The organism is Streptomyces sp. NPDC059455 (genome assembly GCF_042750115.1).
Taxonomy (GTDB): Bacteria; Actinomycetota; Actinomycetes; order Streptomycetales; family Streptomycetaceae; genus Streptomyces; species Streptomyces endocoffeicus.
In genome coordinates this window covers 1-13,434 of sequence record NZ_JBHYVB010000180.1, presented here as the reverse complement: position 1 = coordinate 13,434, position 13,434 = coordinate 1, and the positions used below count along the sequence as shown (strand labels likewise).

The 13,434-nt window shown below is 72.1% G+C and carries 11 protein-coding genes and 2 pseudogenes; all 13 read left to right on the top strand.

Features of this window, described 5'->3' with window-relative positions; genetic code table 11:
* A pseudogene (locus ACFXB5_RS41250) lies at nt 1–304 on the top strand (hypothetical protein); the annotation flags it as partial.
* 11 nt (nt 305–315) lie between these two features.
* Nucleotides 316–753 carry an ester cyclase gene (locus ACFXB5_RS41245; protein ID WP_385218519.1) on the top strand — a complete coding sequence of 146 codons (438 nt, stop codon included), beginning with the start codon at nt 316–318 and terminating at the stop codon, nt 751–753.
* Nucleotides 750–1,676 (top strand): SDR family NAD(P)-dependent oxidoreductase, encoded by a 927-nt coding sequence (locus ACFXB5_RS41240; RefSeq protein WP_385218517.1) that lies wholly within the window; start codon nt 750–752, stop codon nt 1,674–1,676. Before ACFXB5_RS41245 ends, ACFXB5_RS41240 begins: the two co-directional genes overlap by 4 nt.
* A complete protein-coding gene (locus ACFXB5_RS41235; protein ID WP_385218515.1) occupies nt 1,673–3,106 on the top strand; it encodes a cytochrome P450 in 1,434 nt (477 codons plus the stop codon). Before ACFXB5_RS41240 ends, ACFXB5_RS41235 begins: the two co-directional genes overlap by 4 nt.
* A gap of 732 nt (nt 3,107–3,838) precedes the next feature.
* Nucleotides 3,839–4,579 carry a TetR/AcrR family transcriptional regulator gene (locus tag ACFXB5_RS41230; RefSeq protein WP_020867241.1) on the top strand — a complete coding sequence of 247 codons (741 nt, stop codon included), beginning with the start codon at nt 3,839–3,841 and terminating at the stop codon, nt 4,577–4,579.
* Nucleotides 4,580–5,018: 439 nt separating this feature from the next.
* Entirely contained in the window at nt 5,019–5,882 is an 864-nt protein-coding gene (gene hpnC, locus ACFXB5_RS41225; RefSeq protein ID WP_385218528.1) for a squalene synthase HpnC, read from the top strand.
* A complete protein-coding gene (hpnD, locus tag ACFXB5_RS41220; protein ID WP_385218513.1) occupies nt 5,879–6,841 on the top strand; it encodes a presqualene diphosphate synthase HpnD in 963 nt (320 codons plus the stop codon). The genes hpnC and hpnD overlap by 4 nt, the downstream gene beginning before the upstream one ends.
* Nucleotides 6,838–8,322: a hydroxysqualene dehydroxylase HpnE gene (hpnE, locus tag ACFXB5_RS41215; protein ID WP_385218511.1), complete on the top strand. Its 1,485-nt coding sequence runs from the start codon at nt 6,838–6,840 to the stop codon at nt 8,320–8,322. Before hpnD ends, hpnE begins: the two co-directional genes overlap by 4 nt.
* Nucleotides 8,319–9,416, top strand: coding sequence for a polyprenyl synthetase family protein (locus ACFXB5_RS41210; protein ID WP_385218509.1), 1,098 nt, complete (start codon nt 8,319–8,321; stop codon nt 9,414–9,416). Before hpnE ends, ACFXB5_RS41210 begins: the two co-directional genes overlap by 4 nt.
* A 104-nt stretch (nt 9,417–9,520) precedes the next feature.
* Nucleotides 9,521–11,467 carry a squalene--hopene cyclase gene (gene shc / locus ACFXB5_RS41205; protein ID WP_385218507.1) on the top strand — a complete coding sequence of 649 codons (1,947 nt, stop codon included), beginning with the start codon at nt 9,521–9,523 and terminating at the stop codon, nt 11,465–11,467.
* The gene (locus ACFXB5_RS41200; RefSeq protein WP_385218505.1) at nt 11,467–12,198 is read left to right on the top strand and encodes a 1-hydroxy-2-methyl-2-butenyl 4-diphosphate reductase; all 732 of its coding nucleotides are present in this window, start codon (nt 11,467–11,469) and stop codon (nt 12,196–12,198) included. Before shc ends, ACFXB5_RS41200 begins: the two co-directional genes overlap by 1 nt.
* 5 nt (nt 12,199–12,203) lie before the next feature.
* Nucleotides 12,204–13,229, top strand: a complete 1,026-nt coding sequence (gene hpnH, locus ACFXB5_RS41195) for an adenosyl-hopene transferase HpnH (protein WP_201858524.1) — start codon at nt 12,204–12,206, stop codon at nt 13,227–13,229.
* Nucleotides 13,230–13,233: 4 nt separating this feature from the next.
* A pseudogene (locus ACFXB5_RS41190) lies at nt 13,234–13,434 on the top strand (4-hydroxy-3-methylbut-2-en-1-yl diphosphate synthase); the annotation flags it as partial.

The following is a 13,434-nucleotide window of genomic DNA, read 5'->3' as shown; positions in this document are numbered from 1 at the left end:
GCGCGCGGGCCCGCGGCGCCGGCCGGCCGCCCTGGGGGCGCCGCCGGACGCGCCCGGGCCGGCCCTACCGCCCGCCGCGCAGGAGCCCCCCGACCCCCCCCCCCCCACCCAGGGCGACGGCCTCTCGGTCACCGCCGACCCCCTGATCCTCGGCCGGATCGCACCGCACTCCGCCGAGCGCGGACCCACCCGTGTCGAGGGCGATCCCTCGCTCGGCGTCTGGCGGATCACCGACGCAGACTCCGGGGACCCCGTGGCGACCGTCTCGGGACTCTCCGGCCCGCTGGGAAACACGACCGAATAGAAAGGCAGTTCATGTCCACTCCCGAGCAGAACAAGGCCGTCCTCGCGCGCTACTACGAGGAGTGCCTCAACAAGGGCAATCTCGACGTCATCTACGAGGGCGCCACCGAGGACCACATCAGCCACGGCACCGCCCCCAACGACAAGGAGGGCGTGGAGCACCTGAAGGAGTGGGTGCGGCTCCAGCGCGCCTCCTTCCCCGACCTCCACGTCACCGTGGAGGACTGGATCCTGGACGGGAACAAGGTCGTCAGCCGCTTCACCGCGCGCGGCACCCACACCGGCGACGACTACGCGGGCCTCATCCCGGCGCGGGGCCGCAAGCTGGAGATCCCCGGCATCGTCATCGACGAGTTCAACGACGAGGGCAAGATCGTGGAGAGCTGGTTCTCCATGGACTCCTACGACCTCGCCACCCAGCTCGGGGCGTTCGACGCGCCCCCCGCGTGACCGGCCATGAGCCGGCCCCGGGCTCCGGGGCCGGCATCCCGGTCCTCCTCACCGGCTGCTCCTCCGGAATCGGCCGCGCCTGCGCGCTGCGGCTGCACCGGGCCGGGCACGTCGTGTACGCCACCGCCCGGCGGCCCGAGACGCTGGCGGAGCTCGCGGCGCTCGGCATCCGCACCATGGCGCTCGACGTCACCGACGAGGAGTCCATGGCCACCGCCGTCGCCAAGGTCGAGGCGGAGCACGGCGCGGTCGGGGCGCTGGTCAACAGCGCGGGCTACGCCATGTCGGGCTGTATCGAGGAGGCCTCCCTGGCCGAGGTGCGCGAGCAGTTCGAGACCAATGTGTACGGCCTGGTCCGGCTCAGCCAGCTGGTGCTGCCCGCGATGCGCGCCCACGGCGGCGGCACCATCGTCAACATCTCCTCCATCTTCGGCCGCTACGCCGTCCCCGGCTCGGGCTTCTACAACGCCACCAAGCACGCCGTGGAGGCGCTCAGCGACTCCCTGCGGAACGAGGTGGCCGACTTCGGGGTGCGGGTCGTCCTCGTCGAGCCGGGCCCGGTGCGCACCACCCGCTTCGGCGCCACCTACGTGGCCAATCTGCGGCCGGTGAGCCGGACGTACGAGGCCTTCCGCCGGGAGAGCGCCGAGTACTTCGAGGCGATCTACACCGGCAGCCGCCGGACCCTGGCGGGCACCTTCGCGATCCAGTCGGACGATGTGGCCCGCCGGGTGGCGAAGGTGGTGGCCAAGGGCGCCCGCGGCTCCCGGCCGCGCGCCCGCTACCCCGTCGGACTCCTCGCCCACAGCACCATCGCCCTGCGGCGCCTCACCTCCGATGTCCTTTTCGACCATCTCTTCGTGCGCCGCCTGTTTCCGGTGCCCCGCGGGCCGCGGCCGCGAAAGCAAGGAGACCACCGATGACCACAGCGACCTCCGCGCCGCGCACCGCACCCGGCCCCAAGGGCGTCCCGCTGATGGGCAGTCTGGGCCCCTGGAAGCGGAACACCGCCGAATTCCTGCTCGGTCTGCAGCGCGACCACGGCGAGATCGTCCGGATGCGGCTCGGCCCGTTCCTGGTGCACCAGGTGACCGAGCCCGAGGCGGTGCGCCGGGTGCTGGTGGAGAACAACGGCAACTACGTCCGCGGCCCGCTCTACGAGCAGTTCGGCGTCGTCATGGGCAAGGGACTGCTCACCACCGACGGCGAGTTCTGGCGCGCCCACCGGCGGGCGGTGCAGCCGGTCTTCCTCAAGAACGCCATCACCGACATCATCCCCAACATCATCCGGGCCACCGAGGAGATGCTGGAGACCTGGGAGCGCAAGGCCGCCGCCGGTGAGCCGGTCGACCTGATGACCGACATGCTGCGGCTGACCCTGGTCACCCTCTCCCGCTCGCTGTTCGCCTACGACATCAAGCCGGATTCGGCCCTGCTGAAGACGATCGTGGACGATGTGGTGGAGGTGATGTTCCGCCGCGGCACCGCCACCGAGATGCTGCCCTCCTGGGTGCCGACGGACCGTCAGCGCAAGATCCTCAGGATCCACCGGGTCTTCGACCGCATCGTGGCCGATGTGCGCCGGAGTTACGCCGAGACGGGGGAGGGGCCGCTGATCGAGCTGATGGAGCGGGCCACCGACCCGGCCACCGGTGAGCCCTGGACCGATCAGCAGATCAAGGACGAGCTGCTCACGGTCTACCTGGCCGGCCACGAGACCACCGCCGTCTCGCTGTGCTGGACGCTGCTGTCGGTCGCCGCCCACCCCGGTGTCCAGGAGGAACTGGACGCCGAGATCGCCACGGTGCTCGGCGGCGGGCTGCCGGACGCGGACAGCGCCGAGGGGCTGACGTACACCAAGATGGTCGTCGACGAGAGTCTGCGGATGCACCCGCCCATCTGGATCTTCCCCCGGGCGGCGGTGGAGGCGGACACCCTCGGCGGCTACGGCATCGAGCCGGGCTCCTCGATCCTGCTTTCCCCGCTGGTCTCCCACCACAACCCGCGTCACTGGGACAACCCGCTGGCCTTCGACCCGTACCGGTTCACCCCGCAGGCCATCAAGGAGCGGCCGCGGATGGCGTACCTCCCGTTCGGCTCGGGGCCCCGGCAGTGCGTCGGCAACTTCATGGCGCTGCTGGAGCTGCGCATCATCGTGGCCATGGTGAACCAGCGCTTCCGGATCAGCCGGATCCCGGGGACCGAACTGCGGTATGGCTCACCGGTGATCTCGCTGCGGCCGCTCAAGGACGTGATGGTGACGGTGACTCCGCGCGAGCGATCCACCGCCGCGCCCCGCCCGTCCCGCCGGACCGCTCCCGCCGCCCCCGCCGCCTGCCCCCATCACCCGTAACCCGCGAGGGCGGAAGCGGAATCGGAGTTCCGGGCCGGGCCGCCGCCGTCGCCTTTTCCGATTTCGCCCGCGCGCCCCGGCCCGGGAAACCCGGCACACCGTCAGAAGCAGGGGTCCGTGGGGTTGGATCATTATCCGCGGGACGCGGGCGCTTTTCGGGGAAAACGCGTCCCGTGGCGATGCGGACCAGAATGCGGAAGATGAGCGGCGGGACGCGAAGGACGAGGCCCGGGGCGACCGCGCGGCAGCGCTCAGGCGCCGGGGCGACGCCCTCCGGCGGGCCGCGGAAACCGTCCCCGGGCCGGGTCGGAAATCCACCGCGCCGACCGGTCGGTTTTCTTGACGCTCCTGGTGGAAGGGGTGGGACGGACCCTTTCCCCAGGCGCGCCGGGACGGGCAAGAACTTCATTTCACGATCGCTACGGCCGTTTACTCCCAGGTGGCGCCTAGTGCGGCCGTCCACCGTCCCCCGTCCGCTCCCCAGAGCACTCGCGCACAATGCCTCCGAATAAATGTCCGACGTATGTACGGACGCTCCCCCGCGCCCCGGGGTGACCCGGATGGTGGTCGCTGAGCCATCCGGCAGGGCAACCCCGCGGATCTGTGGCAGGGTCAGGGGACTAGCAGTTGAACCAGAGGCACTGTCGCCGCCGCTGTTCACTAAACGGAGGCGCTGTATCGTGTGCGTGTACGCCGGGTTGTCGAGCGGCGCAGCATCAGGGAGGGGGACGCGTGTCGCCAGGGGAAGCGCACGTCGCACCGTACTCACGGCGCGAGCGGCTGCGCATCGCGACCATCCGTGAAATCAAGGACGTCGCCCGGACGCTCCTGGTTCAGGAGGGCCCGGAAAATGTGACCATCCGGGCCATCGCGCGTGAGATGGGCATGACCGCGCCGGCCGTCTACCGCTACTTCAGTAGCCGGGATGCGCTGATCCTTCAGCTGCGTGTGGACATTTTCGAGGAGATGGCCCGCTTCATGCAGGGGGTCCTCGGCCAGCACCCCGAGGAGGAGCCGGGCCGCCGGTGGATCAGCGGCGCGCGGGCGCTGCGCGTCTGGGCGATCAAGCACCCCCATGAGTTCGGGCTCATCCTCGGCCCCTGGGCCCCGGGGCTCGGCCGCGAGGAGACCAAGCCCGAGCGCCATATGAGCTGGGTCTTCGGCTCCGTCTACTCCGATCTGGTCGCCGACCTGTGGCGGGTGCGGGGCTTCCCCGCCCCCGAGGTCGAGGAGCTCGACCCCGGCCTCGCGCAGACCCTCACCGCGCTCAGCGAGGACCAGGACGTCGACATGCCCCCCGGAGCCATCGCCGTGATGCTCCGCTGCTGGGTGCGGCTGTACGGGGTGATCTCCATGGAGGCGCTCGGCCATATGTCCTTCGCGCTCTCCGAGGGCCAGCACTTCTTCGAGTTCGAGCTTCGCGACCTGTGCCGGGTGCTCGACATCTCCGAGTTCTACGAAGAGGTCGTCTGAGGTCATCCGAAGGCCCCCGGACACCGGCCCGGGGGCCTTCGCCGGTCACCCGCCCGGCGCCCCGTCGAAGGTCACATCGGGGTATCGCTCCGTACATGTGTACACCGAGAGGCGTAAGCTGTGGCAATGCCCGTCCGGATCATGCCGGAGCCGGGCCCTTGTCGCCTGTTCGGGGGCTAGGGGCCGGGGCCCGTTGACAAGACGGAGCGGCGTGTCCGGATCGTGCGGACGCTGGTAACCGGTGTAGAACGGGGGATGTGACGGCATTGGCTACACGGCCCATCTCCAGCGCTCCCGGGGGGCCCGGTCACCGGGACCCACGTGGCGTCCTGGGTCTCGCCCGTACGCCTGGCTGTCCACGGTGACCGTCGAGGACGAGCGCAGCGGGTCCCATACCACGTCGAGCAGCCGGAGCGGCGGGCAGAAAGCCGCTCGCGCCGTGCTCGACAAGGCCGCCCACGAGAACTTTCCCGTGGCCCCCTTCTTCCTCCCCCGAGCCTGGCGCACCGATCTGATGGCCGTCTACGGCTACGCCCGGCTGGTCGACGACATCGGCGACGGCGATCTGCCCCCCGGCGGCGCCGACGCCGAGCTGCTCGGACTGGACCGCGACCGGGCGGACGACGCGCTCGCGATGCTGGACGCGTTCGAGGCCGACCTCCGCCGGGTCTTCCGGCCCGCCGCGGAGCCGCGCCATCCGCTGCTGCGGGCCCTGCGCCCCACCGTCCACCGCCATGGGCTTGACCAAGGGCCCTTCCTGGGGCTGATCGAGGCCAACCGCCAGGACCAGCGGATCCGGCGGTACGCCACCTACCAGGACCTCCTCGACTACTGCGAGCTGTCCGCCAACCCGGTCGGACGGCTCGTCCTCGGCATCACCGGCACCACCAGCCCCGAGCGGATCCGCCACTCGGACGCCATCTGCACCGCCCTGCAGATCGTCGAGCACCTCCAGGACGTGACCGAGGACCTCCGCAGGGACCGCGTCTATCTGCCCGCCGAGGACATGAAACGCTTCGGTGTGACCGAGGCCGACCTCGCCGCCCCCAGGGGCGGCGTACGGTTGCGCGCCCTGGTCGCGAACGAGGCGGAACGCGCCGCTGCCCTGCTGAATGAAGGCACCCCCCTGGTGGGTAGCGTCCACGGCAGGCTCAAGGTGCTGCTCGCCGGATTCGTGGCCGGGGGGCGGGCCGCCTTGCGGGCGGTCGCGGCCGCGGGACATGACGTACTCCCTGGACCGCCCAGGCCCACCAAGCTCAGCCTGCTGCGCGAGGTGGGGGCGACACTGCGAAGAGAGGGGTGAGCCGGACCGTGAAGGGATCTCCGCACGCGTCCGCGCCAGTGCTCGCGGCGTACCGCTACTGCGAGGCCGTGACCGGCCACCAGGCCCGCAACTTCGCCTACGGCATCAGGCTGCTGCCGACGGAGAAGCGCCATGCGATGTCGGCGCTGTACGCCTTCTCGCGCCGGGTCGACGACATCGGCGACGGCCCCCTCGACCCGGAGGCCAAGCGCGCCCGGCTGGCGGACACCCGCGCCCTGTTGGACCGGATGCGGGGCGGCGGCATCGAGGAGGACGACACCGACCCCGTCGCCGTCGCCGTCGCCCATGCCGCACACCGCTTCCCGATCCCGCTGGACGCGCTGGACGAGCTGATCGACGGCGTGCTGATGGACGTGGCCGGGCAGACCTACGAGACCTGGGACGACCTCAAGGGCTACTGCCGCTGTGTGGCGGGCGCCATCGGACGGCTCTCGCTCGGCGTCTTCGGGACCGCCCCCGGCACCGGCCACAGCGAGGACGAGCTCGAGCGCGCCCCGTACTACGCCGACACCCTCGGGCTCGCCCTGCAGCTGACCAACATCCTGCGCGACGTCCGCGAGGACGCCGCCACCGGGCGCACCTATCTGCCCGCCGACGACCTGGCCAAATTCGGCTGCACCGCCGCGTTCCGCAGCTCCACCGCACCGCCGGACGCCGACTTCACCGGCCTGGTCCACTTCGAGGTGCGCCGGGCCAGGGCCCTGTTCGCCGAGGGCTTCCGGCTGCTGCCGCTGCTGGACCGGCGCAGCGGCGCGTGCGTGTCCGCCATGGCGGGCATCTACCGCAGGCTGCTGGACCGGATCGCCAAGGACCCCGCGGCCGTCCTGCGCGGCCGCGTTTCGCTGCCCGGCCATGAGAAGGCGTATGTGGCGGTGCGCGGGCTGGCCGGGTTGGACGCCCGCGCCGTCGAGCGCCGCGGCACCGGGAGGCCGGTGTGACCCAATCGGCCCTGGACCCCGCCCCGCCCGCCGGGCGACGCCCCGCCGGGCGGAGCGCCCTGGTGATCGGCGGCGGGCTCGCCGGTACGACGGCCGCGCTCGCGCTGGCCGACGCCGGGCTGCGGGTCACCCTGGCCGAGGGCCGCCCCCGCCTGGGCGGCCTCGCCTTCTCCTTCCACCGCTCCTCCCCGGCGGGTGTGCTCAGCGTCGACAACGGCCAGCATGTGTATCTGCGCTGCTGCACCGCCTACCAGTGGTTCCTTGAGCGGGTCGGCGCGGCCCGACTCGCCCCGCTCCAGGGCCGGTTGGACGTCCCCGTCCTCGACGCCCGGGGGCGCCACGGGCGGCGGCTCGGCCGGCTGCGCCGCACCGCCCTGCCGGTGCCGCTCCATCTGTCCGCGAGCCTGGCCACCTACCCCCATCTCTCCCTCGCCGAGCGCGCCCAGGTGGGCCGCGCCGCGCTCGCCCTGGGGCGGCTGGACCCCGAGGACCCGGCGCTGGACGGGGTGGACTTCGCCGGCTGGCTGCGCCGCCACGGCCAGTCGCCGCGCGCCGTCGAGGCGCTGTGGGACCTGGTCGGCGTGGCCACGCTCAACGCCACCGCGCCCAATGTCTCGCTGGGCCTGGCCGCGATGGTCTTCAAGACCGGGCTGCTCTCCCGGCCCGGCGCCGCCGACATCGGCTGGGCCCGCGCCCCGCTCGGCGAGCTGCACCACAGTCACGCCCACCGCGCCCTGGACGCCGCGGGCGTGCGGACCGACCTGCGCACCCGGGTGACCGCCGTCACCCGCACCGCCGAGGGCCGCTGGAGCGCGGCCACCGCCGGGCGGCCGGGGGAGGAGCCGCGGGCCGAGGCGGACGTGCTCGTCCTGGCCGTACCCCAGCGCGAGGCGCACGCCCTGCTGCCCGACGGCGCCCTGACGGACCCCGGTCGGCTGCTGCGCATGGGCACCGCGCCCATCCTCAATCTGCATGTGATCTACGACCGCACGGTGCTGCGCCGCCCCTTCTTCGCCGCGATCGGCTCCCCCGTCCAGTGGGTCTTCGACCGTACGGACGCCTCGGGGCTGAGGGACGCGCCCGGCGCCGGGGACAGCCAGTACCTGGCGGTGTCGCAGTCCGCCGCGTACGACGACATCGACCGCCCGGTGGCCGAGCTGCGCGCCCGCTATCTGCCCGAGCTGGAGCGGCTGCTGCCGGTCGCCCGCGGGGCGCTGGTGCGCGACTTCTTCGTCACCCGGGAGCGCACCGCCACCTTCGCCCCCGTCCCCGGCGTCGGCCTCCTCAGGCCCTCCGCCCCGACCGATGCGCCCGGCCTCTACCTGGCCGGTGCGTGGACCGCCACCGGCTGGCCCGCGACCATGGAGGGCGCCGTGCGCAGCGGTCTTTCCGCCGCCCGCGCGGCGCTCACCGACCTCGGCCGCCCGCATGTGAACCCTCTCCCCGCCCTGGGCGGGGGGACGCCCAAGGAGGCGGCATGAGCACCACCACCAAGAACAGAGGAGAGACCGTGACCCCGGCGACCCCAGGTGTCGACACCGCAGGCGTCATGGCGCTGCTGGACCGCGGCCGTACGCTCGCCACGCCGGTGCTGCGCGCCGCCGTGGACCGGCTGGCCCCGCCCATGAACACCGTCGCCGCGTACCACTTCGGCTGGATCGACGCCGAGGGCAACCCGGCCGAGGGCGACGGCGGCAAGGCCGTCCGTCCCGCGCTCGCCCTGCTGTCCGCCGAGGCGGCGGGCGCCGCCCCCGAGGCCGGGGTGCCCGGCGCGGTCGCGGTCGAGCTGGTGCACAACTTCTCGCTGCTCCACGACGACCTCATGGACGGGGACGAGCAGCGCCGCCACCGCGACACCGTCTGGAAGGTGCACGGCCCGGCCCAGGCCATCCTGGTCGGTGACGCCCTGTTCGCGCTGGCCAACGAGATACTGCTGGAGATCGGCACCGCCGAGGCCGGGCGGGCCACCCGCCGGCTCACCGCCGCCACCCGGAGGCTGATCGACGGCCAGGCCCAGGACATCTCCTACGAGCACCGCGAGCGGGTCACCGTCGAGGAGTGCCTGGAGATGGAGGGCAACAAGACCGGCGCCCTGCTCGCCTGCGCCGCCTCCATCGGTGCCGTGCTCGGCGGCGCCGACGACCGCACCGCCGACACCCTGGAGCGCTACGGCTACCACCTGGGCCTCGCCTTCCAGGCCGTCGACGACCTGCTCGGCATCTGGGGCGACCCGGAGGCGACCGGCAAGCGGACCTGGAGCGATCTGCGCCAGCGCAAGAAGTCCCTCCCCGTGGTCGCCGCGCTCGACGCCGGCGGCCCCGACTCCGAGCGGCTCGCCCAGATCCTCGCGGCCGACGCGCACAAGCCGGAGGAGGAGTTCGCCGACTTCTCGGAGGAAGAATTCGCCGTCCGCGCCGCGTTGATCGAGCAAGCAGGTGGCCGGGACTGGACCTCTCAGGAGGCCCGCAGACAGCATGCGACCGCCATGGAGGCGCTCGGCTCGGTGGACATGCCCGCCGAGATCCGGGCGCGGTTCGTGGCGCTCGCCGACTTCGTCGTCGTACGAGAGAGATGATCGCCATGGACCGCTAGTTCGCAGTCGCCGGCCGGCACCCAGCCGGGGTGTCGGCCGACGGAAGCCCCAAAGACGGCAGATGAGCACACTGCAGAGGGGAAGCCATGACAGCGACACCGACCGTCCAACCCTCCGAGTCATCCGAGTCCAAGACATTAAGTGTCGCCCGTGAGGCGGCCGCCCGCGCGGTGGACCACCTGCTGTCCCGCCAGGACGAGCGGGGCTGGTGGAAGGGCGACCTGGAGACCAACGTCACCATGGACGCCGAGGATCTGATGCTCCGCCAGTTCCTCGGCATCCAGGACCCCGACACCCTCGACGCGGCGGCCCGCTATCTGCGCTCCCAGCAGGCCACCGACGGCACCTGGGCCACCTTCCACGGCGGTCCCCCCGAGCTCTCCGCCACCATCGAGGCGTATGTCGCCCTGCGGCTGGCCGGCGACGAGCCCGACGCGCCCCATATGGCCGCCGCCTCCGCCTGGGTGCGCTCCCGGGGCGGGATCGCGAGCAGTCGGGTGTTCACCCGGATCTGGCTGGCCCTCTTCGGCTGGTGGCGCTGGGAGGATCTGCCCGAGCTGCCACCGGAGATCATCTACTTCCCGAAGTGGCTTCCGCTCAACATCTACGACTTCGGCTGCTGGGCCCGGCAGACCATCGTGCCCCTCACCATCGTCTCGGCCAAACGCCCCGTGCGCCCGGCCCCCTTCCCCCTCGACGAGCTCCACACCGATCCCCGCAGGCCCAATCCGCCGCGCCCGCTCGCCCCCGTCGCCTCCTGGGACGGCGCCTTCCAGCGGCTGGACCGGGCGCTGCACGCGTACCACAAGGTCGCCTTCCGCCCGCTGCGCCGGGCCGCGCTGCGCTCCTGCGCCCGCTGGATCGTGGAGCGGCAGGAGAACGACGGCTGCTGGGGCGGCATCCAGCCACCCGCCGTCTACTCCGTCATCGCCCTCCATCTGCTCGGCTACGACCTCGACCACCCCGTGATGCGCGCCGGTCTGGAGTCGCTGGACCGGTTCGCGGTGTGGCGCGAGGACGGCAGCCGGATGATCGAGGCCTGTCAGTCGCCGGTCTGGGACACCTGCCTGGCCGCCATCGCGCTCGCCGACGCCGGTCTCGCCCCGGACCACCCGGCGCTGGTCAAGGCCGCCGACTGGATGCTGACCGAGCAGATCGACCGGCCCGGCGACTGGTCGGTCCGGCGGCCCGGGCTGCCCTCCGGCGGCTGGGCGTTCGAATTCCACAACGACAACTACCCCGACATCGACGACACCGCCGAGGTCATCCTGGCGCTGCGCCGGGTCGACCACCCCGAGCCCGAGCGGATCGAGGCGGCGGTGCGGCGCGCCATGCGCTGGACCCTGGGCATGCAGTCGAAGAACGGGGCGTGGGGCGCGTTCGACGTCGACAACACCAGCCCGCTCCCCAACAAGCTGCCGTTCTGCGACTTCGGTGAGGTCATCGACCCGCCGTCGGCCGATGTCACCGCGCATGTCGTGGAGATGCTGGCACACGAGGGGAGGACGTACGACGCCCGCACCCGGCGCGGTATCTCCTGGCTGCTGTCCGAGCAGGAGCCGAGCGGCGCCTGGTTCGGCCGTTGGGGCACCAACTACGTCTACGGCACCGGCTCCGTCGTCCCCGCGCTGATCGCGGCGGGCGTCCCCGCCTCCCATCCGGCGGTCCGCCGGGCCGTCCGCTGGCTGGAGAGCGTCCAGAACGAGGACGGCGGCTGGGGCGAGGACCAGCGCTCCTACCTCGACGCCGAGTGGATGGGCCGGGGCGCCTCCACCGCCTCGCAGACGGCGTGGGCGCTGCTCGCGCTGCTGGCGGCGGGGGAGCGGGACGGCGAGGCCGTCGAGCGCGGGGTCACCTGGCTCGCCGGGACCCAGCGGCCGGACGGCTCCTGGGACGAGCCGTACTTCACCGGCACCGGATTCCCCTGGGACTTCTCCATCAACTACCACCTGTACCGGCAGGTCTTCCCGGTGACGGCACTGGGCCGGTATGTCCACGGCGAGCCCACCGGGGCGCGACCGCGGAGCAGTTGATGTCCGCCGATCCGGCCGCGGAGGCCGACGGCGCGTCGCTGCTGATCGCCTGTGCGCTCGGCATCGAGCGGTTCGCCCTGCGCGGCGCCGACCTCGGCGCCGCCGCCGGGGCCGTGACCGTGCTGCGCACGGGCATGGGGCCGCAGTCGGCCGAGCGCGCCGTGACCCGGGCGCTCACCGGGCGGTCCTCCGGTGGGCCCGGTGGGCCCGGTGGGCCCGGTGGGCCCGGTGAGGCCGGTGGGTCCGGTGAGCCCGGTGAGCGACCCACCGCCGTCATCGCCACCGGCTTCTGCGCCGGGCTGGCCCCCGGGATGCATCCGGGGGACATCGTTGTCGCCGACGAGACCCGCGATCCGGCGGGCCACACCGTGTGCACCGGCACCCGGATCCTCGCCGACGCGCTGTCACATCCCCTCCCCGGCGGTCCCCGCCGGGCCGTCCATATCGGTCCGGTCGTGGGCTCGGACCATGTGGTGCGCGGCGCCGAGCGGGCCGCGCTGCACAGCACCGGCGCCATCGCGGTGGACATGGAGTCCGCCGCGACCCTGCGCACCGCCCTCGGCCACGGCGTCCGTCCGGTTGCGGCCGTCCGGGTGGTCGTGGACGCTCCTGAACATGAACTCGTCCGAATCAGCACGCTACGCGGTGGAATATCGGCTTTCCGGGTTCTTCGGACCGTTCTTCCCGCTTTCTTTCACTGGCACCGTTTCTTCGCTGCTCCCAGGAGGTGAGCTAGATGGCCATGCCTCTCCGCCAGACCATCCGGGTCGCGACGTATCTCTTTGAACAGAAGATGATCAAGCGGCGGGACAAGTTCCCGTTGATCGTCGAGCTCGAGCCGCTGTTCGCGTGCAATCTCAAGTGCGAGGGCTGCGGGAAGATCCAGCATCCGGCCGGGGTGCTCAAGCAGCGCATGCCGGTCGCCCAGGCGGTGGGCGCGGTGCTGGAGTCGGGTGCGCCGATGGTGTCCATCGCGGGCGGCGAACCCCTGATGCACCCACAGATCGACGAGATCGCACGGCAGCTGGTGGCGCGGAAGAAGTACGTCTTCCTGTGCACCAACGCGATGCTGCTGCGGAAGAAGATGCATCTGTTCAAGCCGTCCCCGTACTTCGCCTTCGCGGTGCACATCGACGGGCTGCGGGAACGGCATGACGAATCGGTGGCGAAGGAGGGGGTGTTCGACGAGGCGGTGGAGGCCATCAAGGAGGCCAAGCGGCGCGGCTTCCGGGTCACCACCAATTCCACCTTCTTCAATACCGACACCCCGCAGACCGTCATCGACGTGCTCGACTTCCTCAATGACGAGCTCGAGGTGGACGAGATGATGATCTCGCCCGCCTACGCGTACGAGAAGGCGCCCGACCAGGAGCACTTCCTGGGCGTCGAGCAGACCCGCGAGCTGTTCCGCAAGGCGTTCGCCGGGGGCAACCGGCGCCGCTGGCGGCTCAACCACAGTCCGCTCTTCCTCGACTTCCTCGAGGGCAAGACGGACTTCCCGTGCACCGCCTGGGGCATCCCCAACTACTCCCTCTTCGGCTGGCAGCGCCCCTGCTATCTGATGAGCGACGGCTATGTCCCGACCTACCGCCAGCTGGTGGAGGAGACCGACTGGGACAGCTACGGCCGCGGCAAGGATCCGCGCTGCGACAACTGCATGGCCCACTGCGGCTATGAGCCCACCGCGGTCCTGGCGACCATGGGCTCCCTCAAGGAGTCGCTGCGTGCCGCCCGGGAGACCGCCACCGGAAGCCATGGGTGACGGGATGAGCGCGGCGGAATCAGATGGGGCGGGTGCGGCGGAACCGGTCGCACTCGGCCTGCCCGCCGTGCCGGGCAGGCCCCTCGCACCGCGCCGGGTCTCCCGCCGCCTCCAGGTCGGATCGGTGGCCGTGGGCGGCGACGCGCCGGTCTCGGTGCAGTCGATGACGACGACGGTGACGGCGGACATCGGTGCGACGTTGCAG

Bases quoted from the DNA above. Each gene is read 5' to 3' on its own strand.
- hpnH (WP_201858524.1), top strand. From the start codon at position 12,204: ATGGCCATGCCTCTCCGCCAGACCATCCGGGTCGCGACGTATCTCTTT.
- ACFXB5_RS41210 (WP_385218509.1), top strand. From the start codon at position 8,319: ATGAGCACCACCACCAAGAACAGAGGAGAGACCGTGACCCCGGCGACC.
- ACFXB5_RS41245 (WP_385218519.1), top strand. From the start codon at position 316: ATGTCCACTCCCGAGCAGAACAAGGCCGTCCTCGCGCGCTACTACGAG.
- shc (WP_385218507.1), top strand. From the start codon at position 9,521: ATGACAGCGACACCGACCGTCCAACCCTCCGAGTCATCCGAGTCCAAG.
- ACFXB5_RS41200 (WP_385218505.1), top strand. From the start codon at position 11,467: ATGTCCGCCGATCCGGCCGCGGAGGCCGACGGCGCGTCGCTGCTGATC.
- ACFXB5_RS41235 (WP_385218515.1), top strand. From the start codon at position 1,673: ATGACCACAGCGACCTCCGCGCCGCGCACCGCACCCGGCCCCAAGGGC.